At 72.5% G+C, this 21,253-nt stretch carries 22 protein-coding genes; 8 read left to right on the top strand and 14 right to left on the bottom strand.

Annotated elements, in window-relative coordinates:
* Positions 1-132 precede the first annotated feature (132 nt).
* Positions 133-396: a hypothetical protein gene (locus tag SNOUR_RS48345; protein ID WP_312632586.1), complete on the bottom strand. Its 264-nt coding sequence runs from the start codon at positions 394-396 to the stop codon at positions 133-135.
* A 618-nt stretch (positions 397-1,014) separates the two neighbouring features.
* Between SNOUR_RS48345 and SNOUR_RS42985 the strand changes: the two genes are divergently transcribed.
* A complete protein-coding gene (locus SNOUR_RS42985) occupies positions 1,015-2,001 on the top strand; it encodes an NsdA family TPR-like regulatory protein (RefSeq protein ID WP_512700990.1) in 987 nt (328 codons plus the stop codon).
* A gap of 12 nt (positions 2,002-2,013) precedes the next feature.
* On the top strand, positions 2,014-2,502 hold the full coding sequence (locus SNOUR_RS16005) for a hypothetical protein (protein ID WP_067347536.1): 489 nt from the start codon (positions 2,014-2,016) through the stop codon (positions 2,500-2,502).
* A gap of 90 nt (positions 2,503-2,592) precedes the next feature.
* Here SNOUR_RS16005 and SNOUR_RS16000 read toward each other — a convergent pair whose 3' ends face one another.
* Positions 2,593-3,912 (bottom strand): MFS transporter, encoded by a 1,320-nt coding sequence (locus tag SNOUR_RS16000; protein WP_067347534.1) that lies wholly within the window; start codon positions 3,910-3,912, stop codon positions 2,593-2,595.
* Positions 3,913-4,008: 96 nt separating this feature from the next.
* On the opposite strand from SNOUR_RS16000, the gene SNOUR_RS15995 reads away from it, so the two are divergent.
* The gene (locus SNOUR_RS15995) at positions 4,009-4,992 is read left to right on the top strand and encodes a LysR family transcriptional regulator (protein ID WP_376738519.1); all 984 of its coding nucleotides are present in this window, start codon (positions 4,009-4,011) and stop codon (positions 4,990-4,992) included.
* A 215-nt stretch (positions 4,993-5,207) separates the two neighbouring features.
* Here SNOUR_RS15995 and SNOUR_RS15990 read toward each other — a convergent pair whose 3' ends face one another.
* Positions 5,208-5,975: an alpha/beta fold hydrolase gene (locus SNOUR_RS15990; RefSeq protein ID WP_067347530.1), complete on the bottom strand. Its 768-nt coding sequence runs from the start codon at positions 5,973-5,975 to the stop codon at positions 5,208-5,210.
* 103 nt (positions 5,976-6,078) lie between these two features.
* Between SNOUR_RS15990 and SNOUR_RS15985 the strand changes: the two genes are divergently transcribed.
* Positions 6,079-7,239 (top strand): adenosine deaminase, encoded by a 1,161-nt coding sequence (locus tag SNOUR_RS15985; RefSeq protein ID WP_067347527.1) that lies wholly within the window; start codon positions 6,079-6,081, stop codon positions 7,237-7,239.
* Positions 7,240-7,381: 142 nt separating this feature from the next.
* A complete protein-coding gene (locus SNOUR_RS15980) occupies positions 7,382-7,663 on the top strand; it encodes a hypothetical protein (RefSeq protein ID WP_067347525.1) in 282 nt (93 codons plus the stop codon).
* A gap of 102 nt (positions 7,664-7,765) precedes the next feature.
* Here the strand turns inward: SNOUR_RS15980 and SNOUR_RS15975 are convergent, their stop codons facing one another.
* From SNOUR_RS15975 to afsQ1, 5 genes are all read right to left on the bottom strand, one after another.
* On the bottom strand, positions 7,766-7,975 hold the full coding sequence (locus tag SNOUR_RS15975; protein ID WP_067347522.1) for a PspC domain-containing protein: 210 nt from the start codon (positions 7,973-7,975) through the stop codon (positions 7,766-7,768).
* Positions 7,976-8,021: 46 nt separating this feature from the next.
* Positions 8,022-8,507, bottom strand: a complete 486-nt coding sequence (locus tag SNOUR_RS15970) for a VanZ family protein (protein WP_067347520.1) — start codon at positions 8,505-8,507, stop codon at positions 8,022-8,024.
* A gap of 157 nt (positions 8,508-8,664) precedes the next feature.
* Positions 8,665-9,285, bottom strand: a complete 621-nt coding sequence (locus SNOUR_RS15965; RefSeq protein WP_067347517.1) for a hypothetical protein — start codon at positions 9,283-9,285, stop codon at positions 8,665-8,667.
* Positions 9,282-10,988: an ATP-binding protein gene (locus SNOUR_RS15960; RefSeq protein ID WP_067347515.1), complete on the bottom strand. Its 1,707-nt coding sequence runs from the start codon at positions 10,986-10,988 to the stop codon at positions 9,282-9,284. Before SNOUR_RS15960 ends, SNOUR_RS15965 begins: the two co-directional genes overlap by 4 nt.
* Positions 10,989-11,029: 41 nt before the next feature.
* Entirely contained in the window at positions 11,030-11,707 is a 678-nt protein-coding gene (gene afsQ1, locus SNOUR_RS15955) for a two-component system response regulator AfsQ1 (RefSeq protein WP_016571665.1), read from the bottom strand.
* A 273-nt stretch (positions 11,708-11,980) separates the two neighbouring features.
* Here afsQ1 and SNOUR_RS15950 point away from each other — a divergent pair, with 273 nt between their 5' ends.
* Positions 11,981-12,802, top strand: coding sequence for a SigE family RNA polymerase sigma factor (locus SNOUR_RS15950; protein ID WP_067347512.1), 822 nt, complete (start codon positions 11,981-11,983; stop codon positions 12,800-12,802).
* 156 nt (positions 12,803-12,958) lie between these two features.
* Here SNOUR_RS15950 and SNOUR_RS15945 read toward each other — a convergent pair whose 3' ends face one another.
* Entirely contained in the window at positions 12,959-13,600 is a 642-nt protein-coding gene (locus SNOUR_RS15945) for a uridine kinase family protein (RefSeq protein ID WP_067347510.1), read from the bottom strand.
* A gap of 181 nt (positions 13,601-13,781) precedes the next feature.
* On the opposite strand from SNOUR_RS15945, the gene SNOUR_RS15940 reads away from it, so the two are divergent.
* Positions 13,782-14,201 carry a hypothetical protein gene (locus SNOUR_RS15940; RefSeq protein WP_067347507.1) on the top strand — a complete coding sequence of 140 codons (420 nt, stop codon included), beginning with the start codon at positions 13,782-13,784 and terminating at the stop codon, positions 14,199-14,201.
* A 101-nt stretch (positions 14,202-14,302) separates the two neighbouring features.
* Here SNOUR_RS15940 and SNOUR_RS15935 read toward each other — a convergent pair whose 3' ends face one another.
* From SNOUR_RS15935 to deoC, 3 genes are read right to left on the bottom strand one after another with little or no spacing between them, the layout of a single operon-like run.
* A complete protein-coding gene (locus SNOUR_RS15935; protein WP_067347504.1) occupies positions 14,303-15,187 on the bottom strand; it encodes an aldehyde dehydrogenase family protein in 885 nt (294 codons plus the stop codon).
* Positions 15,180-16,610: an aldehyde dehydrogenase family protein gene (locus tag SNOUR_RS15930; RefSeq protein WP_067347503.1), complete on the bottom strand. Its 1,431-nt coding sequence runs from the start codon at positions 16,608-16,610 to the stop codon at positions 15,180-15,182. The genes SNOUR_RS15935 and SNOUR_RS15930 overlap by 8 nt, the downstream gene beginning before the upstream one ends.
* A 2-nt stretch (positions 16,611-16,612) precedes the next feature.
* Positions 16,613-17,608: a deoxyribose-phosphate aldolase gene (gene deoC / locus SNOUR_RS15925; protein WP_174717961.1), complete on the bottom strand. Its 996-nt coding sequence runs from the start codon at positions 17,606-17,608 to the stop codon at positions 16,613-16,615.
* Positions 17,609-17,752: 144 nt separating this feature from the next.
* Between deoC and SNOUR_RS15920 the strand changes: the two genes are divergently transcribed.
* Positions 17,753-18,382 (top strand): PH domain-containing protein, encoded by a 630-nt coding sequence (locus SNOUR_RS15920; protein WP_067347497.1) that lies wholly within the window; start codon positions 17,753-17,755, stop codon positions 18,380-18,382.
* Between the two features lie 106 nt (positions 18,383-18,488).
* Here SNOUR_RS15920 and SNOUR_RS15915 read toward each other — a convergent pair whose 3' ends face one another.
* Both SNOUR_RS15915 and SNOUR_RS15910 read right to left on the bottom strand, forming a co-directional pair.
* On the bottom strand, positions 18,489-20,174 hold the full coding sequence (locus tag SNOUR_RS15915) for a phospho-sugar mutase (protein ID WP_067347495.1): 1,686 nt from the start codon (positions 20,172-20,174) through the stop codon (positions 18,489-18,491).
* A gap of 152 nt (positions 20,175-20,326) precedes the next feature.
* Positions 20,327-21,142, bottom strand: a complete 816-nt coding sequence (locus tag SNOUR_RS15910; protein WP_067347493.1) for a purine-nucleoside phosphorylase — start codon at positions 21,140-21,142, stop codon at positions 20,327-20,329.
* Positions 21,143-21,253: the final 111 nt, after the last annotated feature.

Genomic DNA, 21,253 nt, shown 5'->3' with positions numbered 1-21,253 from the left:
CCGGCGGTCCGGTATGAGGTGGAGCCTCCCGTACCGGTCCGAGAGCCGTTATCCGAGAGTCGTTAGTCGTCGGAGGTCAACGCATCCGCTTCGGGCACGGATGCTCCGGCCTGAAGAAGTTCGGGCAGGCGATCAGATGCACCGCGTAGAAGGTGGTGCCCCCCCGTTGATGCACCAGCCGCCGACGACATCACGGCCCTGCTCCACCGTTTCCCGCGCACTGTCGACCTGGGCCTGGACGGTCCCGGGGTCCTTCGCGTGGAATCCGTCGAACCGGTCGGCGTAGTCGGCGATCTGCTTCCCGAACCAGGCGGCCGCTTCGCCGGCGTCGTGGAACGTCTCCTTCACGAACGAGGCGTTTTTCAGCAGCCAGTTGGCCGGTTCCAGCGGAACCACTGATGCTGAGGCGAACTGGGGGTTGCCGGGCCGTCGAAGCGCATCGGTGCTGTACTCCGTCCCTGATCCGACCCAGGTGTATCCGTGGCAGTGAACGTTCAAGGATTCCTCCTGATGGAGGGCGGCCCGGGATCAAACGATCGGGGGCCGCCCTGTCTCACTGGCGTGGCACCGGAGTGCTACTGCACTGGGATATTGGCGACCGCACCCGTCCCCGTCGCCGCAACCCCCGGACGGGTTGCCGTCCTGGCCCTCGTCCTCGTCGCCTCCGTCGGCCTTGACCGGATCGAACCGATATCGCATGCTGCACCTCCTGGTGCGTGAGCGACGCGGGGTCCGTCCCCGCGTCGGCGTGCGCTGGCTGGGCCTCCGGAGGAGGCCCGGACCCGTCCCGGCCGGATGTCCGGCCAAGGAATCGCCGGCCGGGACGGGGGCTTGATGTGTTCCCCGAACGTCAGGGCTCGCGCCGCGGCGCGTCCAGGGGCAGGGGGAGCGGTTGCGTTTGCCGACGGGGGCGTCCCCCTCATGCCGCTGCGGATCCTCCTCAGGCGCTCGGCCTGACCATGCCGGAGCCCTTCCGGGTCTTGAAGGTCCAGATGCTGCACCACTGGGGCCGCGCTGCTCGACTCCGTCGAAGGCCGGCTGCAACCTGCCACTGCGGACGACCGTGATCGATGCCCCGAGCGTCTGGGAGCACGTGACCTGGACGACCTGGAAACCACCGCGCGAACCTTCCGCGCCTGGGATCACAAATACGGCGGAGGACTGCGCCATAAGGCGGTCCTCGGGCAGCTGAACGAGGTTGCCTCCGCGCTCAACGAGAATCAGCCCCACTCCATCGAACGGCGGCTGTACGGCGTCATGGCTCAACTCGCCGGCACCGCGGCCACGATGGCTTGGGACTCAGGGCTTCAACGCCGCGCTCAGGACTACTATTTGCTTGCTCTCCGCTCGGCGCATGCGGCTGGCGACACTGCATTCGGTGCCAACGTGCTCGCCGGCATGGCACGCCAGATGCTCTACGGAGACCGCCCGCAAGATGCGCTTGAACTGGTTCGTCTCGCCCAAGACCGAGTCCGTGCCACAGCGGGGGCGCGTTTGCGCGCGATGCTTCACACCCGTGAGGCATGGGCCTATGCGGTCATGGGGCGAGGCACGGACTTCCAACGTGCCACTGGACAGGCTCAGGAGGCGCTGGCGGCCACCAGCCTCAGCGATGAGCCCTACTGGATCAACTACTTCGACGCTGCCGAACTGGCAGGTGTCACCGGTGGTCGGCTACTCGAACTGGCCAGGCAAGCTCCCCGAGAACATGCGCTGAGCGCAGCGGAAGCGATCCATACCGCTCTTGAGCAGCGTGCCCCCGACGCACGCCGGAGCTATGCGCTCGATTGGATCGGTCTCGCTGAGTGCCATTTCCTCGTCGGAGACACCACCGAGGCAGTTCGCAGTACGCGGCAAGCGGTCAATGTCGCTGGGTTGACGCAGTCTGCCCGCGTCCGCCATCAGCTGTCCCGGCTCTACCCCTATACCGTCGGAAGAGAGGTTCCTGGCTCTCTCCGCGAGGTCCGAGACCAGATCCGTTCACTGCTCGCCGCCGCCTGAAAGAGACCCACAATGGTCACCATCGCCGTAACCGGGCACATGAACCTGACCGCGGGCACTGTGCCGCTCGTGCAAGAAGCTCTGCGAAGGCTTCTGTGTGAATACGCCCGGGATGGACTGGTCGGCGTCACCTGTCTCGCCCGCGGTTCCGACACCCTTTTCGCCGAGGCTGTTGTAGAGGCCGGTGGGGGGCTCGTTGTCGTCCTCCCCTCACGGGACTACCGCCAGACCAAGGTCAAGCCCGACCACGCGCCGGCTTTCGACCGCCTTGCCGCCGAGGCCGAGATCGTGACCATGCCCTACGACACCGCGAACCGGCAGGCATACGAGGCAGCCAACGGCGAACTGCTCAAGCGAGCCGACCGACTTGTGGCCGTGTGGGACGGAACGCCGCCTTCGGGAAAGGGAGGCGGGACCGCGGACACGGTCGAGCAGGCGCGGAGTGCGGGACTTCCCGTTGACGTGGTGTGGCCGGTCGGTGCTGGACGCGACGAGCCGTAGGACGACGAAAGGCCCGCCCCACCAGGACAGGTGGTGGGGCGGGCCCTTCGGTTCGCGGGGCCGCGTGGTGCGGCCGGGCTGGGGGCCGGGTTACGCGGCCTTGCCCAGGCTCAGCAGCCGCCGTTCGGTCATCGCCCGGCGGGTGGCGTAGAGGGTGATGCCGACGGCGCCGGCCATCGCGGCCAGGCCGAGCAGGACGGTGCCCGACCAGCCGGCGGCGTGGAAGGCGGCGGCGCCGAGCGCGCCGCCCAGGCTGCTGCCGATGTAGTACGCGCACTGGTAGAGGGCGGACGCCTGGGCCCGGGCGGTCTTGGCGGTGCGGCTGACCGAGGACGAGGCGACCGCGTGGCCCGCGAAGAAGCCCGCGGTGATCAGGACCAGGCCCGCCAGTACCGCGCCGATCGAGGAGGACAGGGTCAGCAGCAGGCCCGCGGTGGTGGTGCCGACCGCGAGGTAGAGCGCGCCGCGGCGGCCCATCCGGCCGACCAGCGTGCCGGCCGCGGCCGAGGAGACCGTGCCGACCAGGTAGATCACGAAGATCGAGCCGACGATGCCCTGGGGCAGGTCGAACGGCTCGGAGACCAGGCGGTAGCCGATCACGGTGTAGACCGCGCCGAAGACCGTCATGAACAGGGCGCCGATGGCGTAGAGGCGGCGCAGCAGCGGGTCGGCGAGATGGCCGCCGAGCGTACGGGCCAGCGTCCGCGGGCCCACCGCGCGCGGCACGAAGTGGCGGGCCCGGGGCACCAGCAGCCGGAACGCCACCGCGCAGACCACGGCCAGCACGCCCACCGCGCCGAGCGCGGCCCGCCAGCCCCACGCCTGGGCGACCCAGCCGGTGACGATCCGCCCGGACATCCCGCCGATGCTGTTGCCGGCCACGAACAGGCCGATCGCGCCCACCAGCGCCTTGGCGCGTACCTCCTCGGCCAGGAACGCCATCGCCGAGGCGGGCAGCCCGGCCAGCGCGACGCCCTGGACGGCGCGCAGCGCGATCAGCGTGCCGAGCGAGGGCGCGAACGGCACCAGCAGCGCGATCACCGCGGCGACGGTGAGGGAGGCCGTCATCATCGTGCGGCGGCCGAACCGCTCGGAGAGCGCACTGAGCGGGATCACCCCGAGGGCCAGCCCGAAGGTGGCCGCGGAGACGGTCCAACTGGCCTGGTCCGGGGCGACGTCGAGGTCGGCGGAGATGGCCGGCAGCAGTGCCTGCGTGGAGTACAGGAGGGCGAAGGTGGCCACTCCGGCGGCGAAGAGGGCGAAGCTCATCCGGCGGTAGCCGGGGCCGCCCGGCCGCAGCTTGTCCGACTCGGGGTCGGTCGGCGCGACGGAAGAGGAGGAGTCTGTGGACGACTGGGGAGAGGCGGCCGCACGGTCGGTGACGGACGCCCCGGTATCAGCGGGAGGCATGCTTCGAAGGTAGGACGACGGCATCTCATGCGTCCAATGCATCAAAACGCCATAATCGATGCCGTGGCACATGATCGCAGTTCACAAGGGTCTCTGTTGCAAGCTCGCAACAGAAAAGACATTCCGGAACGCCTCGGCCCGGTCCCGCCGACCGCGCCCGAGGCGGTCGAGCTGGGGCCCGACTCCTGGGCGTTGACCCTCGCCCCGCGGCTCGCCCAGTTCGCCGCCGTCGCCCGGCACGAGCACGTCACCCGCGCCGCCCACGAACTCGGCATGCCCCAGCCCACCCTCAGCCGCGCCCTGGTCCGGCTGGAGGACGACCTCGGTGTGGCCCTGTTCACCCGGCACGGTCGCACGCTCTCCCTCACCCCGGCCGGGCGCGCCTTCCGCGCCGCGGCCGAGCGGTCCCTGGGCGAGCTGGAACGAGCCACCGAAGCGGTCCGCGCCGACGCCGACCCGGCCGCCGGCAAGGTCGCCTTCGGCTTCCTGCACACCCTCGGCTCGGAGACCGTCCCCGGCCTGATCCGCAGCTTCCGCGCCGACCACCCCGGCATCCGCTTCCAACTCGTCCAGAACTACGGCGAGGCGATGATCGAACGGCTCCGGGCCGGGGACCTCGACCTGTGCCTGACCTCGCCGGTCCCGGACTACCCGGACCTGGTGGCGCGCCGCCTCGACGAACAGAAGCTCCGGCTGGTCGTCCCGGACGACCACCCGCTGGCCGCCCGCAAGCGGATCCGCCTCGCGGAAGCCGCCGGCGAACTCTTCGTCACCCTCGAACCGGGCTACGGCCTCCGCCGGATCACCGACGCGCTGTGCGCCGAGGCCGGTTTCATCCCGCGGGTGGCGTTCGAGGGCGAGGAGGCCGAGACGCTGCGCGGACTGGTCGCCGCCGGCCTGGGCGTCGCACTGCTCCCGCCGCCCGCGGTGCCCCGGCCCGGCGTCGCGGAACTGACCGTCACCGCCCCGCGGGCGGTCCGTGAGATCGGCGTGGCCTGGCTCGACGGCCGCACGGACACCCCACCGGTGGCCGCCTTCAAGAAGTTCCTCCTGAGCCGGCGGGGTGCCCTGCTGTCGTGACCCGGTCGGGGGCCTGGGCCCCACTGGTCGGCCGCACCCCCCGCAGGGCCTCGTCGTAGGCGGTCAGGGCGGCCTCGCGGTCGAAGAACTGGCGTTGTAGTGCGGACACCCGTCGGTAGCGCGGCCCAATGGGCATGCCGAATCCCCCCGTTGCTCTCGGTTGCCGGGGAGGGTACCCCCGACGTCCGGGCCCCGCACCGGAGTCGACCGTTCGGTCAGTGGCGCAGCGACGCCCCGAAACCCGACGCCAGGGGCATGCGCAGGCCCAGGGGCGGGGGAGCGGCCAGGGCGTCCTTGACGGGGCGGGCGTAGGCGCGGGCGAAGAGGGCGCCGAGGACGAAGTCGGTGGCCAGGGCGTGCACCTCGGCGCGGTGCTGGTGGAGGGAGTGGCTGTCGGAGTGCACCTCGAAGCGGCAGGTGTCGCGGTTGATCTTCTTGGCGCGCTGGGCGTAGCGGTAGGAGAGGTCGGGGTCCACGCGCTCGTCGTTGGTGCCGTGCACCAGGAGGACCTGACGGCCGATCAACTGCTTGACGGGTTCCGGCTCGGCGCCGAACCGGCGCGGGTCGGGCAGCCAGGGCGCGAGGGCCAGCACGGCGTGGACGGCCGGGTGGCCGGCGGCGTGCAGCGCGGCGCGGGCGCCCATGCCGGTGCCCACCAGCGCGACCGGGACGTCGCCGTAGCGCCGGACCACCTCCTCCAGCGCCCAGGTGGCGTCCCGCGCCGGGTGTGCGTCGGCGCCGTTCCAGCCGCGGCAGCGGTAGTGCACCACGTGGGCGGTCAGTCCCTCGGCGCGGCCGGCGCGCGCCAGCCGGGCGGCCAGCGGGCGCACGGTCAGCGCGTGCACCGGCGACGGCCGGCGCAGCCCGGTCGGTCCGCACCCCGGTAGCAGGAGGGCGACGGCGTTCACCGTCCGGACCGTGCCGTCCGCTCCCAGCGGTTTTCCCAGCCGGGCCTCGCGCACCGGCAGCGCTTGCTGAGCCATGACGAGAACGATGACAGAACGAGGCGCGCTGTCCACCCTGCCGACGGGTCACTGTTACGTATCGTTCGGCGTGATCTACGCGCGTAGGGGCTACAGTGCGGAAATGACGAGCGAGATCAGCAACCTCCCCACCGCCGAACAGATCCGCCGCGCCCCCAAGGTGCTCCTCCACGACCACCTCGACGGCGGACTGCGCCCCGGCACCGTCGTCGACCTGGCCCGCGAGAACGGCTACCAGGGGCTCCCCGAGACCGACCCGGAGAAGCTCGGGATCTGGTTCCGGGAGGCCGCCGACTCCGGCTCGCTGGAACGCTATCTGGAGACCTTCGCGCACACCTGCGCCGTCATGCAGACCCGCGAGGCGCTCTTCCGGGTCGCCGCCGAGTGCGCCGAGGACCTGGCGGCGGACGGCGTCGTCTACGCCGAGGTCCGGTACGCGCCGGAGCAGCACCTGGAGGCCGGGCTCAGCCTCGAAGAGGTCGTCGAGGCGGTCAACGAGGGCTTCCGGGAAGGCGAGCGACGGGCCCGCGCGAACGGCCACCGGATCCGCGTCGGCGCCCTGCTCACCGCCATGCGGCACGCCGCCCGTGCCCTGGAGATCGCCGAACTCGCCAACCGCTACCGCGACCTGGGCGTGGTCGGCTTCGACATCGCGGGCGCCGAGGCCGGCTACCCGCCCACCCGCCACCTCGACGCCTTCGAGTACCTCAAGCGGGAGAACAACCACTTCACCATCCACGCCGGCGAAGCCTTCGGCCTGCCGTCCATCTGGCAGGCGCTCCAGTGGTGCGGCGCCGACCGGCTCGGCCACGGTGTCCGCATCATCGACGACATCGAGGTCGCCGACGACGGCTCGGTCACCCTCGGCCGGCTCGCCTCCTACGTCCGGGACAAGCGCATCCCGCTGGAACTGTGCCCGACCTCCAACCTCCAGACGGGGGCCGCGGCCTCCTACGCGGAGCACCCCATCGGGCTGCTGCGCCGGCTGCAGTTCCGCTGCACGGTCAACACCGACAACCGCCTCATGAGCGGTACGAACATGTCCCGGGAATTCGAGCACCTGGTCAAGACATTCCGTTACACGCTCGATGACCTGCAGTGGTTCACGGTCAATGGTATGAAGTCTGCTTTCCTTCCTTTCGATGAACGTCTCGCCATGATCAATGACGTCATCAAGCCCGGATATGCGGAATTGCGCTCCGAATGGCTCTTCCGGCAGTCGGCGGCAACCCCCGCTCCCAGCAGGGGATCTGACGCTGAGTAAGTGCTCCGTGCGGGGGGCTAGCGCAACGGCCGGTGGATTGTCCACCGGCCGTTTTCCGGTGTGCCGGGAGTGTTTGCGGCGGCCATGGCCGAATCACTAGGTTTTTTAGCCGGTCAAGCCCCCATCACGAGGACGTAATGCAATGAAGCAGGGAACGGTCAAGACTCTCGGCGCCGTCGCGCTCGGTGCCGCCATCGCCGCCACCGGCGCGGGCACGGCCTCCGCCGCCCCGGTCGCCCCGGTTGCCCCGGCGGGCAACTCGATCGGTGCCAACGGCGTGGTGAGGGACGCCGCCACCACCCTCTCCGGGGTGACCAGCAACCAGGGCCCCGGCAACGACGTCAGGACCCCCATGACCCACAAGGGCAACCAGCTGCTCGGCGGCCTGCCCACCGGCCAGGTCGCCAAGCTCCCGATCGGCTGACCCGGCCCGAAGTCCCCTAGGGGACAACCCTTCAGGACCGCCCCGGTCCGTACGCGGTATCCCGTACGGGCCGGGGCACCCTCATGTCCGGGGCGCGCCCGGTCACCAGGCCGCGGCGCTGCGCGCCTTGTCCTCCGAGGGGAGCAGGATCCACAGCGCCAGGTAGACCAGGAACTGCGGACCGGGCAGCAGACAGGAGAGCAGGAAGATCACCCGCATCGTCGCCGGGGACGTCCCGAAGCGGCGGGCGAGGCCGGCGCAGACACCGGCGATCATGCGGTTGTTGGTGGGGCGGACCAGTGCGGCGGCCATGTCGGGCTACTCCTTCTCGACGATCCGGGGCGGTTGCCCCGATGTCTCAAAAGTAGGTCCGGCCGCCGGAGAAAACGTCAGCCTGCGGGGCCAGGCCGACCCTGGGGATTCTCGGGGTCGTGCCCCTGTGCCGCTCGTCCCGCCGGCGGAGCCGCGACCGGGCCCCAGGGACGATCAGCAGATGCGCCAGTGCCACCCCGAGCGTGTTCAGCAGCACCGCGTCGACGTCCGGCACCTGCCCCGGCACCGCGGTCTGCAACAGCTCGATCGTCAGCGAGATCATCGCGCCGCCGAAGACCGTACGGGCCATCGAACCCAGGGGGGAGACGTCCAGGCGCCCGCCGGCCAGTGGCAGCAGCACCCCCAGCGGCGCCAGCATCAGCACCGGCGCCCCCAGGTGCCACACCGCCGACCAGCCGCCCCGCGCCAGCTCGGCATGGATCGACGCCAGCGGCTCCAGATTCGCGGCCGGCACCCAGGGCACCGTGCGGGGAACCAACATCAGCCAGCCGACGATCAGCAGATGCACCACGAGGAGGAGAATCCCCGCGGCGCGCAAACGGGGGGCGACGGTATCGCCGGGGCCATGACGCTGCACACAGGCCAGGACGCCGGTTGCGGGGGCCACGGTTCCGCCCCGTTGCGCCCGTCTTGCGCCGGAAGCGCCGCGGAGATCCGTCAGAAGCGCCCTAACCCTCCTGGGACTGCGGGTCGCCCCAGCCCGCCTGCTGGGCGACGTTCGGATTGGCCTGCACGTCCGGCGAGCAGTCGTAGCGGTGCGCCGCCGCCCCGCCCGGGCCGCCCAGCAGTGCGCCCCCGGTACGGCCCAGCGCGGCGCTCCGCCCGTAGGTGCACACCAGCTGCGCCAGCGCGAACGACGGCAGGTCGTCCGGTTCGACGGACAGCCGCAGCGCCTCCGGGGCGTCCCCGGCGCGCGGCCCGTCCACCTGCAGTGCCTCGGGCACGGCGCTGGTGAAACCGGCCCGGGTCTCCTCGGCCGTCGGCGGCTTCTGCAACTCCGCCAGCAGCGCACGGGCCGCGGGCAGCCGGACCGCGGCCCCCGGCGTGCCCTGCGGACGGGGCACCGCCCGCTCCACCGGGACCAGCGTCGAACCGCACACCAGATACACCCGGACCCGCTCCACCACCGGCGCGCCCGCCTCCGGCGCGTGACAGCTCACCCGCGACGGCGCGTCGCCCGCGTCGACCGGTACGGACGTGCCGCGGATCCCGCAGCCGGCGGCGGCCAGCGCCAGGACGGTCACCGCTGCCGCACGCCGTGCGGCAGCGGGCCGGGAGGGCCGGATCACCGCCTGCCCTCCGTGCCCTCGCCGGCGCCCTTCGGCCGCTGTCCGCGGTCCGTCGGCCGGTCGTCGTCGGCCAGTCGGGAGGCGTCCATCGGCAGCCGCAGCGTGAACACCGCGCCGCCCTCGGGGTGGTTGGCGGCGCTGATCCGGCCGCCGTGGATGTGCGCGTTCTCCTGCGCGATCGACAGGCCCAGCCCGCTGCCCTCGGACCGCGGGCGGGACGCGCTCGCCTTGTAGAAGCGGTCGAAGACGTGCGGCAGCACGTCCTCCGGGATGCCCGGACCGTGGTCCCGCACCCGGATCACCAGCTCCCCGCCGGCGATCTCCCGCCCCTGCTCGAACCGGGCCGCCTCCTCGTCGGGGCCGGCCTCCGCCGCCGGGCCCTCGGCCGGCTCAGCGCCCTCCGTCGCCGGCACCGCCGCCGCGGGCTCCGCCGGCTCCGTGCGGACCGACACCCGCACCGGCGAACCGCCGTGCTTGAGGGCGTTGCCGATCAGGTTGGCCAGGATGACGTCCAGCCGCCGCGGGTCCAGACGGGCCACGATGCCGCGGTCGGCGTCCAGCTCCACCGCGTCCAGCCAGGCCCGGGCGTCGATGCAGGCGGTCACCTGGTCGGCGACGTCGACGTCGTCGAGCACCAGCCGGGCGGTGCCCGCGTCGAAGCGGGTGACCTCCATGAGGTTCTCCACGAGGTCGTTCAGCCGCCGGGTCTCGCTGACCACCAGCTGCACGGCCGGCGCGATCATCGGGTCGAGGGAGTCCGCCTCCTCCTCCAGCACCTCGGTCACCGCGGTGATCGCGGTCAGCGGCGTCCGCAGCTCGTGCGACATGTCGGCGACGAACCGGCGGGACGCCGCCTCCCGCCCGCTCAGCTCCTCGACCCGCTGCTGGAGCCGCTCCGCGGTGCGGTTGAAGGTCCGCGACAGATCGGCCAGTTCGTCGGTGCCGGTCACCCGCAGCCGGGTGTCCAGCCGTCCCTCGCCCAGCTGCCGCGCCGCGTGCCCGAGCCGCTGCACCGGCCGCAGCACGGTCGTCGCGGCGGCCTGCGCCAGCAGCGCCGAGCCGACCAGCGCCAGCGCGGTCGCGATCCCCAGCGACCAGCCCAGCGAGGTCAGGTCCTGCCGCTCGGTGGCCAGCGACTTCATCATGTAGCCGGTCGGCCCGCCGCCGATCACCTTCGCCCCGGCGACCAGGTACGGGACGTCCCCGACCTCCTTGCGCTGCCAGTACAGGTGGTGCGTGGCGTGGTTGTTCTCGTCGACCGGGCGCACCTGCTCGACGGCGTTGCGCAGCGACTGCGGGACGCCCTGCAGCGTCAGCAGGTCCTTCTCGGTGGTGGCCGCGCACTCCTTGCCCTCGCGGTCCACCCCGATCAGCAGCACCGCGTAGTTCTGCGGGCCGGCCGCCATCTGCCGTGCGGCGTCCTGGAGTTCGGAGCACTGCGGGTGCAGCGGCAGCGTGTGGGCGCTGTCCTCCAGCGACTTGCGGAAGTCCTTCAGCGCGGCGTTCTGGGTGCGGTCCAGGACCGTGTTGCGGTTGAGCCAGTACGCGATGCCGGACGCCGAGACCGCCGCGGTGAGCGCCACCAGCGCGAACACCACGACCAGCCGCAGCCGCAGACTCGTCAGGCGCAGCAGGCCCGCGGCCCGGCGCAGCAGCCGCCCGAGCCGGCCGCCGGACGACGGTGCGTCGTCCTCCGCGCCCATGTTCTCTTCCCCGGCCCCGCCGCCGTGCGTGCTCCCTGCCGTCACTGGGGCGCGTCCAGTCGGTAGCCGACACCGCGGACCGTGCGGATCAGCGTCGGCGAGGACGGGACGTCCTCCACCTTCGCGCGCAGCCGCTGCACACAGGCGTCCACCAGCCGCGAGTCACCGAGGTAGTCGTGCTCCCACACCAGCCGCAGCAGCTGCTGCCGGGACAGCGCCTGCCCCGGCCGCCGGCTCAGCTCCAGCAGCAACCGCAGCTCGGTCGGCGTCAGTTGCAGATCCTGGCCGTTCTTGGTGACGGTCATCGCCGACCGGTCGATCACCAGCGAGCCGAACGTCGCCGAATCGCTGGACTCCCGCTCGCCGCGCCGCAGCACCGCCCGGATCCGGGCGTCCAGCACCCGGCCCTGCACCGGCTTGACGACATAGTCGTCCGCGCCGGACTCCAGGCCCACCACCACGTCGATGTCGTCGCTGCGCGCGGTGAGCAGGATGATCGGCAGCTGGTCCGTGCGCCGGATCCGCCGGCACACCTCGAAGCCGTCGATGCCGGGCAGCATCACGTCCAGCACGATCAGGTCCGGCCGCTGCTCGCGCAGCAGCTTCAGGCCGTCCTCGCCCGTCGCCGCGGTCATCACACGGTGACCCTGGCGGGACAGCGAGAGTTCGAGGGCCGTGCGGATGGCGTCGTCGTCCTCGATCAGCAACAGGAAAGGCACGCCCGCCATTCTGGCCCATGGGACGCCGGGAGATCGACCGGTGGCCGCCCGGCACTCCCCCAAGCTCTCGGCTCCGCTCGGGCAGGGAGGTGCCCCCATCGGAGCCACGCCGGACCGCGATCACCCCTGTGACACGCCTGTGACAGTCGGCGGACAACGCGATGAAACTGGGTTGGCAGTCTTTTGGTCAGCCGGGAGAGATCAACACCGCAGAGGCGGGATCTCGACCGGGACACACCGAACGAACTGGCTCGATCGACGGGGGGCAGCACGATGAAGAACACCCTGCACGGCACGGCATCCGGCGCAGTCGTCACGCGGCTCCACGACATCGGGCAGGAGAAGTCCGGTGCCGACGGGGGTACCACCCTGCCCGAGCGAAGCCGAGGGTTTGGGGGAGGGCGGGGGTGCGCTCGCGGCACCGGGCGTCAGCGGCCGCCGTACATGGTGGCCATTGACGCGATGGTGGTGCCCAAGGGGCCCAACGGGGGAAACGGGGGCCAGGAGAGCACCGACGGGGGAGTGGAGTACAGGGAGACGGGGGACCGGCGCACCGCGACGGAAGCGGCCGAGGCCGAAGCGGCCTTCACCGCCTACGTCCAGGAACGCCGCGCCTCCCTGTACGCCACGGCGTACCACCTGACCGGTGACCGCTACGAGGCCGAGGACCTGCTGCAGAGCGCGCTGTTCTCGACCTACCGGGCCTGGGACCGGATCAGCGACAAGGCGGCGCTCGGCGGGTACCTGCGCCGCACCATGACGAACCTGCACATCAGCGCCTGGCGCCGGCGCAGGCTCAACGAGTACCCGACCGAGGAACTGCCCGAGACCGCCGCTGACACGGATGCCATGCGCGGCACCGAGCTGCGCGCCGTCCTGTGGCAGGCGCTGGCCCGGCTGCCCGAGACGCAGCGCACCATGCTGGTGCTGCGCTACTACGAGGGCCGCACGGACCCGGAGATCGCGGACATCCTCAACATCAGTGTCGGCACGGTGAAGTCCAGCATCTGGCGCTCGCTGCGCCGGCTGCGCGAGGACGAGGTCCTCAGCTTCGGCCGTGACGAGGAGGAGTCCTTCGGCGCACTGGTCGCCTGAGGACGGGGGGTAACGCCCGAGGGGGATCCGGGGGGAGAGCCCGAGGGGGGTACGGGGGAACACGGGGGAAGCGAGCGGGTTCGGGCGGCCGGGGGGTCTGTCCGAACCCGCTCTTCCGTGTACGCGCACGCCGCCGGTCGGCGCCCGCCGGTCCGCTCAGGGCCGCGCGGCCGCCTCCACCGGGTCCTCGGTCCGCGCCGTCGCTATCCGGGCCAGCGCCTCCGGCCGGGCGCACGGATGGGCGCCCAGCGCGGTGTGCCGGGCCACGATCGTCCGCTCGCTGCGCAGCAACCGCAGCCCCCGGCGCACCAGATACACCGCCGGCTTGCGGCCCTCCCGCAGATCCCGGGCCAGCCGCCGCCGGAACGTGGTGGTCGGACGCCCGCGCAGGCACAGCGCGTCGGCCAGCAGCCCGGCCTCCCGGCACCGTTCGATGACGTCGGCGGCGAAGATGCCCTCCGCGATGAACAGCGGCGCCCCGTCGAGCGCGAGTTCGGCGGCGCCGGTCCGGGCGCTGGTCGCGATGTCGTAGACCGGCACCGCGGTCCGCCCCGTGCGGCACAGCTCCTCGATGGCGGCGACCGCGGCGCCCGCGTCCCAGGAGAGCGGCGAGTCCCAGTCCGCGCCGCCGCCGTCGGGCAGTCGGGGCAGCGAGGGGTCCGCGGCCTCCTTGTAGAAGTCGTCGAGATTGAGGACGGGCAGACCGGTCAGCGCGGCCAGCGAGGTCTTTCCGGAGCCGGAGGGGCCGGTCAACAGGAGGACCCGGGCGGTGGCCCGGGCGGGCGAGTGGGAATTCACGGGTACTCATTGTCGGGCATTGCGCCGGGAGGGGTACCCCTGGCGCGCGAGGTGGAACCCCCGCCACCGCTCAACTACGCTACGCAATCGACCGATTACACAGCCGGCTCGGACGGCTCGCCCCGTAGAGGGCGACATCCGTACGTCCGCTCCGCTCCCGATCCACAGGCAGGTGGCACAGATGCCCTCCCACGCACGTCCCAAGCCCAGCCGCGTTCCCCGCGGCGTGTTGCGCGCCGGGCTGGTGATCTCCGCGGCCGGCGCCGCACTCACGGGCGGCGCGGCGGCGGCGAGCGCGGCCGCCCCCATGCCCGGCGGCGCGGCCGCCCCGCACCGGCCCGCGGCCGAAGACGGCGTCGTGGGGCACGCCCTGACCCGCGCGATGACGGACTCCACGGGCCGCGGCCTGGGTCCCGTCAAGAACCTCAAGCTGGACCCGATGAACAACACCGGCGTCGACCCGCTCGACAACGGCGTCGGCACCCAGGTCGCCGACTTCAAGCCGGTGAGCACCAAGCAGGTGACCGACCCGGTGACCAAGGGCGGCTCGCTGCGGAGCCTGCCGGTGACCGGCACCGCGATGGGGCTGCTGCCCGGCTGACGGCCCGCCGCCCCGGCCACGCGGAACGGCGCGGGACCCGCCCCCAGGGGCGAGGTCCCGCGCCGTTCGTCCCTGCCGGCCCGGACGGGGGCCGGAGGGCGTCAGACCCCCATCGGGTGCCACACCGTCTTGGTCTCCAGGAAGGCCAGCAGCCGGTCGGTGCCCGGGTCGGCGGACCAGTCCTGTGCCCGCGGGCGCAGCACCCGCTTGAGGTTGTCGGCCGCCGCCGTCTCCAACTCCTTCGCCGACTCGGCGTCGGCGCCGGTGAGGTCGAGGGCGTTGACGTCCTGGTGGGCGGCGAGCGGAGCGGCCAGTTCCGTGGTCCGGCCGGAGAGCAGGTTGACCACTCCGCCCGGCAGGTCGGAGGTGGCCAGCACCTCGGCCAGCGACAGCGCCGGCAGCGGGGCCCGCTCCGCCGCGACGACCACCGCGGTGTTGCCCGTGACGATCACCGGGGCGAGCACCGAGACCAGGCCCAGGAACGACGACTCCTGCGGGGCCACCACGGCCACCACACCGGTCGGCTCCGGGGCGGAGAGGTTGAAGTACGGCCCCGCCACCGGGTTCGACGACCCGGCGATCTGGGCGACCTTGTCGGACCAGCCCGCGTACCAGACCCAGCGGTCGATCGCCGCGTCCACCTGCGCCGCGGCCTTGGCCTTCGACAGCCCCTCGGCGTCCGCCACCTCGGCGACGAACTGCTCCCGGCGGCCCTCCAGCATCTCCGCGACGCGGTAGAGGATCTGGCCGCGGTTGTAGGCCGTGGCGCCCGACCAGCCGCCGAACGCCTTGCGGGCGGCGACCACCGCGTCCCGGGCGTCCTTGCGGGAGGCCAGCGGGGCGTTGGCGAGCCAGGTGCCCTTGCCCGCCGCGTCAGCAGCTGAAGTTGCTGTCGTCACTTCGTACACCCGGCCGCTCTCGGAACGCGGGAACTTCCCGCCCACGTACAGCTTGTAGGTCTTGAGAACGCTCAGACGCTCAGACATTGAGGTACGCCTCCAGACCGTGCCGGCCGCCCTCGCGACCAAAACCGGACTCCTTGTAGCCGCCGAACGGCGAGGCCGGATCGAACTTGTTGAACGTGTTGGACCAGATGACGCCCGCGCGCAGCTGGTTCGCCATCCACAGCATCCGGGAGCCCTTCTCGGTCCAGATGCCCGCCGACAGGCCGTAGGGGGTGTTGTTGGCCTTGGCCACCGCCTCCTCCGGCGTGCGGAAGGTCAGCACCGAGAGCACCGGGCCGAAGACCTCCTCGCGGGCGATCCGGTGCGCCTGGGTGACGCCGGTGAACAGCGTCGGCGCGAACCAGTAGCCGGAGCCGGGCAGTTCGCAGGACGGGGACCAGCGCTCGGCGCCCTCGGCCTCGCCCGCGGCGGCCAGCTCGGTGATCCGGGCCAGCTGCTCGGCGGAGTTGATCGCGCCGATGTCGGTGTTCTTGTCCAGCGGGTCGCCGACCCGCAGGGTGGCCATCCGGCGCTTGAGCGCGTCCAGCAGCTCGTCCTGGATCGACTCCTGGACCAGCAGCCGGGAGCCCGCGCAGCACACGTGCCCCTGGTTGAAGAAGATCCCGTTGACGATCCCCTCGACTGCCTGGTCCACGGCTGCGTCGTCGAAGACGATGTTGGCCGCCTTGCCGCCCAGTTCGAGGGTGAGCTTCTTGTCCGTACCGGCGACCGTGCGGGCGATCGCCTTGCCCACCTCGGTGGAGCCGGTGAACGCGACCTTGTCGATGCCCGGGTGCGCCACCAGCGACGCGCCGGTCGAGCCGTCACCGGTGACGATGTTGACGACGCCCTTGGGGAGCCCGGCCTGGCGGCAGATGTCCGCGAAGAACAGCGCGGAGAGCGGGGTGGTCTCGGCGGGCTTGAGGACGACGGTGTTGCCGCAGGCCAGCGCCGGAGCGACCTTCCACGCCAGCATCAGCAGCGGGAAGTTCCACGGGATGACCTGGCCGGCCACGCCCAGCGGCTTGGGGTCCGGGCCGAAGCCCGCGTGCCCCAGCTTGTCCGCCCAGCCCGCGTAGTAGAAGAAGTGCGCGGCCACCAGCGGCAGGTCGGCGTCCCGCGCCTCGCGGATCGGCTTGCCGTTGTCGAGCGTCTCCAGGACGGCCAGCTCGCGCGAGCGCTCCTGGATGATCCGGGCGATCCGGAAGAGGTACTTGGCGCGCTCGGCGCCCGGCAGCGCCGACCACTTCTCGAACGCCCTGCGGGCCGCCTGCACCGCGCGGTCGACGTCCTCGGCGGTGCCCTGGGTGTACTCGGCCAGCACTTCCTCGGTGGCGGGCGAGACGGTCTTGCGCAGGCCGCCGCCCGCGCCCTCGGCGAACTCGCCGTCGATGAACAGCCCGTAGGAGGGCGCGAGGTCCACGACGGAGCGCGACTCGGGCGCCGGTGCGTAGTCAAAGGTCATGGTCAGTCCACCGTGACGTAGTCGGGGCCGGAGTAGCGGCCGGTGCTGAGCTTCTGACGCTGCATCAGCAGGTCGTTGAGGAGGCTGGACGCACCGAAGCGGAACCAGTCGGCGGTCAGCCACTCCTCGCCCAGCGTCTCGTTGACCATCACCAGGTACTTGATCGCGTCCTTGGTCGTCCGGATGCCGCCGGCCGGCTTGACGCCGACCTGGACGCCGGTGGTGGCGCGGAAGTCCCGGACCGCCTCCAGCATCAGCAGCGTGACCGGGGGAGTGGCGTTCACCGCCACCTTGCCCGTCGAGGTCTTGATGAAGTCGGCGCCGGCCAGCATCGACAGCCAGGAGACCCGGCGGACGTTGTCGTAGGTCTGCAGCTCGCCGGTCTCGAAGATGACCTTGAGGTGCGCGGCGCTCCCGTCGGGCCGGGCGCACGCCTCCTTCACGGCCTTGATCTCCTCGAAGACCTCCAGGTAGCGGCCGGAGAGGAAGGCGCCGCGGTCGATCACCATGTCGATCTCGTCGGCGCCGGCGGCCACCGCGTCCCGGGTGTCGGCCAGCTTGACCGGCAGCGCGGCCCGGCCCGCCGGGAAGGCGGTGGCGACCGAGGCGACGTGGATGCCGGAGTCGCCGAGCGCCTCCTTGGCGGTCGCGACCATGTCCGGGTAGACACAGATCGCGGCGACCTTGGGCGCGGTGCGGTCGGTGGGGTCGGGGTGGACGCCCTTGGCGCACAGCGCCCGGACCTTGCCGGGGGTGTCCGCGCCTTCGAGCGTCGTCAGGTCGATCATCGAGATGGCGAGATCGATGGCGTACGCCTTCGCCGTGGTCTTGATCGAGCGGGTGCCGAGCGTGGCGGCGCGGGCCTGGAGCCCTACCGCGTCGACGCCGGGGAGTCCGTGCAGGAAGCGGCGCAGCGCTCCGTCCGAGGCGGTCACGTCCGCCATCGACGCCAGGCGCCCCGCGGCCTCTTTGCCGTATGCGGGAACAGTGGTGGGCATGGTCACGAGGGGAGCATATCTACGCGCGTAGCGACATGCCAGCCCCCGGCCGGAACCGCCTGGGAACGGCCGGATGCGCGCGGCGTCCGCATTGATGCCGTAACGCAATGTCCGGCATCCGGACGGTCGGGCAGAATCGGCGGCATGACGAGCCCGGAACGGTCCACCTCGCCGCCGCAGCAGTACGCGGAACGCAGCTACCGCTCGCCGGCGGCCCTGGTCGGCGGCGCGCTGCTCATCCTGCTCGGCCTCTGGCTCGGCGTCGACGCGCTGCTGCGCGGCACCGCCGCCACCAGGCTCACCGCGCTCTTCGCGCTGCTGCTCGGGGTGCCGCTGGTCGCCGCCTTCTCGCTGCGGCCGCTGGTCCGGGCGAGCGAGGACCGGCTGTTGGTGCGCAACCCGTTCCGCACCATCGCGCTGCCCTGGTCGGCCGTCGAGGGCCTGCGTGCGACGTTCTCCGCCGAGGTCGTCACCGGCGCCGGCGCCAAGTACCAGCTGTGGGCCATTCCGGTCTCCCTCCGCCAGCGCAAGAAGGCCACCCGGCAGGCGGCGCGCGGTGCCGGCGCCGACCGGCCGCGCTTCGGGCTCAACGTGGACGCCGGACCGGTCCCCAAGGCGATGGCCGACCAGACCCTCGCCGAACTGCGCGAGATCAAGGAGCGGGCGGCCCACCGGGAGACCGCCCGGGGCGAGCCGCGGGTGCGCTGGTCGTACGCGGTCCTGGTGCCGAGCCTGGTGGGGGCGGTGGGGCTGGCGGTGATGCTGGCGCTGTAGGGCGCGTCGCCGCCCTCCGGCTTCGCCGCCCGGCGGGGCGTCGGGACGGCGAACGGGGGCCGGGCTCGCACGAGCCCGGCCCCCGCCGTCATGTCCTGACGATGCGTCAGATGCCGGCCGCCGCCGACAGATCCTTCTTGAGCGCCGTCAGGGTGGCCGTCGCCTTGGCGCGGGCGTCGGGCAGGCCGCTCGCGTCGGCCACCGGCACCACGACCTCCAGGTAGCACTTGAGCTTGGGCTCGGTGCCGCTGGGCCGGACCACGACCCGGGCCGCCTCGATGCCGTCCGCCGGGGAGCCCGCGAGGTAGTAGCGCAGGCCGTCGGTCGGCGGGAGGTCGGCGCTGCCCGCGTTCAGGTCGTCCGCGCGGGCCACCGACAGGCCCGCCAGGGCCACCGGCGGCTCGGCGCGCAGCCGGCGCATCGCGTCGGAGATCAGCGACAGGTCCGTGACCCGCACCGAGAGCTGGTCGGTGGCGTGCAGGCCGAACTCCACGGCCAGGTCGTCGAGGAGGTCGGCGAGGCCGCGGCCGGCCTGCTTCAGCTCGGCGGCCAGCTCGGTGATCAGCAGGGCGGCGGTGATGCCGTCCTTGTCGCGGACGCCCTCGGGGTCGACGCAGTAGCCCAGCGCCTCCTCGTAGGCGTAGCGCAGGCCGTCCACCCGGGCCAGCCACTTGAAGCCGGTCAGCGTCTCCTTGTAGGGGAGCGCGGCACCGTCCGCGATACGGGACATCAGCTGGGAGGAGACGATCGTCGTCGCGAACGTCCCGGCGGCGCCCTTGCGCACCAGGTGCGCGGCGAGCAGCGCGCCGACCTCGTCGCCGCGCAGCATCCGCCAGCCCTCCGGCGTACCGGGGGCGGGGACGGCGACGGCGCAGCGGTCCGCGTCCGGGTCGTTGGCGATGACGATGTCGACGCTGCCCGGGGCCCGGGACCGGGCGGTGGCGAACGCGAGGTCCATCGCGCCCGGCTCCTCCGGGTTGGGGAAGGCGACCGTCGGGAAGTCCGGGTCCGGCTCGGCCTGCTCGGCGACGACCGTCGGGGCCGGGAAGCCGGCCCGCGCGAAGGCGGCGACCAGGGTGTCCCGGCCGACGCCGTGCATCGGGGTGTAGACGACGTCGATGTCGCGGGCGGAGCCGGGCGTGAGGACCGCGTCGGTGCGCTCCAGATAGGCGGCCAGGACGCTGTCGTCCAGGGTGTCCCAGCCGGCCTCGGGGCGGGGCACGTCGGCCAGCGAGCGGACCGCGGCGATCCGGTCGGCGATCTCGCCGTCCGCGGGCGGCACGATCTGCGAGCCGTCGCCCAGGTAGACCTTGTAGCCGTTGTCCCGCGGCGGGTTGTGGCTGGCGGTCACCTCGATCCCGGCCACCGCGCCCAGGTGCCGGATGGCGAACGCCAGCACGGGGGTCGGCAGGGGGCGGGGCAGGAGCGCCGCACGCAGACCCGCGCCGACCATGACCGCCGCGGTGTCCCGCGCGAAGTCGGCGCTCTTGTAGCGGGCGTCGTAGCCGATGACGACCAGCCCGCCACCGTCCGGCTCGCTGTCCTTCAGGTATGCGGCGAGGCCGGCCGCGGCCCGGATGACCACCGACCGGTTCATCCGCATCGGGCCGGCGCCCAGCTCGCCGCGCAGCCCGGCGGTGCCGAACTGGAGGGTGCCGGCGAACCGCGCCGCCAGCTCCTCGTGCCGGTCCGCCTCGATGAGCCCGGCCAGCTCCTCCCGGGTCTCCGGGTCGGGGTCCTCGGCCAGCCACGCCTGTGCCCGGCTGATCAGCTCCGCGGGAACGGTAGCCACGTGATGCTCCTGCCTGTGGATGCGATGTGGGGGATGCGTGCGGCCGGCCGGGCGGGCGCGACGGCGTCCGCCGGTCCCGCCCGCCGGCTCGGGCCGGCAGCGGGATCCTGCCGCCCGGACGGGCCCCGGGCCTGTCCGGGTGCCGGTATCGGCTAGATCTTGCTGAGGACCTGGCCGAGCAGCGTGCCCATCGCGATCGCGGAGTCGCGGCCTGCCTGGAGCACCTCCTCGTGGTTCAGCGGCTCGCCCGTCATGCCGGCGGCGAGGTTCGTCACCAGCGAGATGCCCAGCACCTCGGCGCCGGCCTCGCGGGCCGCGATCGCCTCCAGGACGGTGGACATGCCGACCAGGTCGGCGCCCATGGTCCGCAGCATCCGGATCTCGGCCGGGGTCTCGTAGTGCGGGCCGGGGAGCTGGGCGTAGACGCCCTCCTCCAGGCTCGCGTCGACCTCCTTGCACAGCGCGCGCAGCCGCGGCGAGTACAGGTCGGTCAGGTCGACGAAGTTGGCGCCGGCGATCGGGGAGGTGGCGGTGAGGTTGAGGTGGTCGCCGATGAGGACCGGCTGGCCGGGGCGCATGCCGTCGCGCAGGCCGCCGCAGCCGTTGGTGAGCACCACGGTCTTGCAGCCGGCCGCGACGGCGGTGCGGACGCCGTGCGCGACCGCGGCGACCCCGCGGCCCTCGTAGAAGTGGGTGCGGCCGAGGAAGACCAGGGCGCGCTTCTCGCCGATCTTGTACGAGCGGATCTTGCCGCCGTGGCCGGCGACGGCCGGCGGCGGGAAGCCGGGCAGCTCGGTGACCGGGAACTCGTGATCGGGGGCGCCCAGGGCCTCGGCAGCCGGGGCCCAGCCGGAGCCCATGACCAGGGCGACGTCGTGCTGCTCGGCTCCGGTGAGCTCGCGGAGGCGGGCCGCCGCGGCGTCGGCGGCGCCCTTCGGGTCGATGTCCGGGGTAACAGATGCGTTCACGCGGACGAGGGTAGCCGGTAATCCCCTACGCGCGTAGATGTCGCTGTCCACGGGCCGGTGGGCGTCGGCTTGTGGCTTTTGCCAAAGCGTTCCCGGGCGGTCTCGCGGCCC

The organism is Streptomyces noursei ATCC 11455 (assembly GCF_001704275.1).
Classification (GTDB): domain Bacteria; phylum Actinomycetota; class Actinomycetes; order Streptomycetales; family Streptomycetaceae; genus Streptomyces; species Streptomyces noursei.
This window is presented reverse-complemented; position numbering and strand designations above follow the sequence as displayed.

Bases quoted from the DNA above. Each gene is read 5' to 3' on its own strand.
- SNOUR_RS15940 (WP_067347507.1), top strand. From the start codon at position 13,782: ATGCCCTCCCACGCACGTCCCAAGCCCAGCCGCGTTCCCCGCGGCGTG.
- SNOUR_RS15950 (WP_067347512.1), top strand. From the start codon at position 11,981: ATGAAGAACACCCTGCACGGCACGGCATCCGGCGCAGTCGTCACGCGG.
- SNOUR_RS16005 (WP_067347536.1), top strand. From the start codon at position 2,014: ATGGTCACCATCGCCGTAACCGGGCACATGAACCTGACCGCGGGCACT.
- SNOUR_RS16000 (WP_067347534.1), bottom strand. From the start codon at position 3,912: ATGCCTCCCGCTGATACCGGGGCGTCCGTCACCGACCGTGCGGCCGCC.
- SNOUR_RS15980 (WP_067347525.1), top strand. From the start codon at position 7,382: ATGAAGCAGGGAACGGTCAAGACTCTCGGCGCCGTCGCGCTCGGTGCC.
- deoC (WP_174717961.1), bottom strand. From the start codon at position 17,608: ATGCCCACCACTGTTCCCGCATACGGCAAAGAGGCCGCGGGGCGCCTG.
- SNOUR_RS15930 (WP_067347503.1), bottom strand. From the start codon at position 16,610: ATGACCTTTGACTACGCACCGGCGCCCGAGTCGCGCTCCGTCGTGGAC.
- SNOUR_RS15935 (WP_067347504.1), bottom strand. From the start codon at position 15,187: ATGTCTGAGCGTCTGAGCGTTCTCAAGACCTACAAGCTGTACGTGGGC.
- SNOUR_RS15990 (WP_067347530.1), bottom strand. From the start codon at position 5,975: ATGGCTCAGCAAGCGCTGCCGGTGCGCGAGGCCCGGCTGGGAAAACCG.
- SNOUR_RS15960 (WP_067347515.1), bottom strand. From the start codon at position 10,988: ATGGGCGCGGAGGACGACGCACCGTCGTCCGGCGGCCGGCTCGGGCGG.
- SNOUR_RS15985 (WP_067347527.1), top strand. From the start codon at position 6,079: ATGACGAGCGAGATCAGCAACCTCCCCACCGCCGAACAGATCCGCCGC.
- SNOUR_RS15975 (WP_067347522.1), bottom strand. From the start codon at position 7,975: ATGGCCGCCGCACTGGTCCGCCCCACCAACAACCGCATGATCGCCGGT.
- SNOUR_RS15920 (WP_067347497.1), top strand. From the start codon at position 17,753: ATGACGAGCCCGGAACGGTCCACCTCGCCGCCGCAGCAGTACGCGGAA.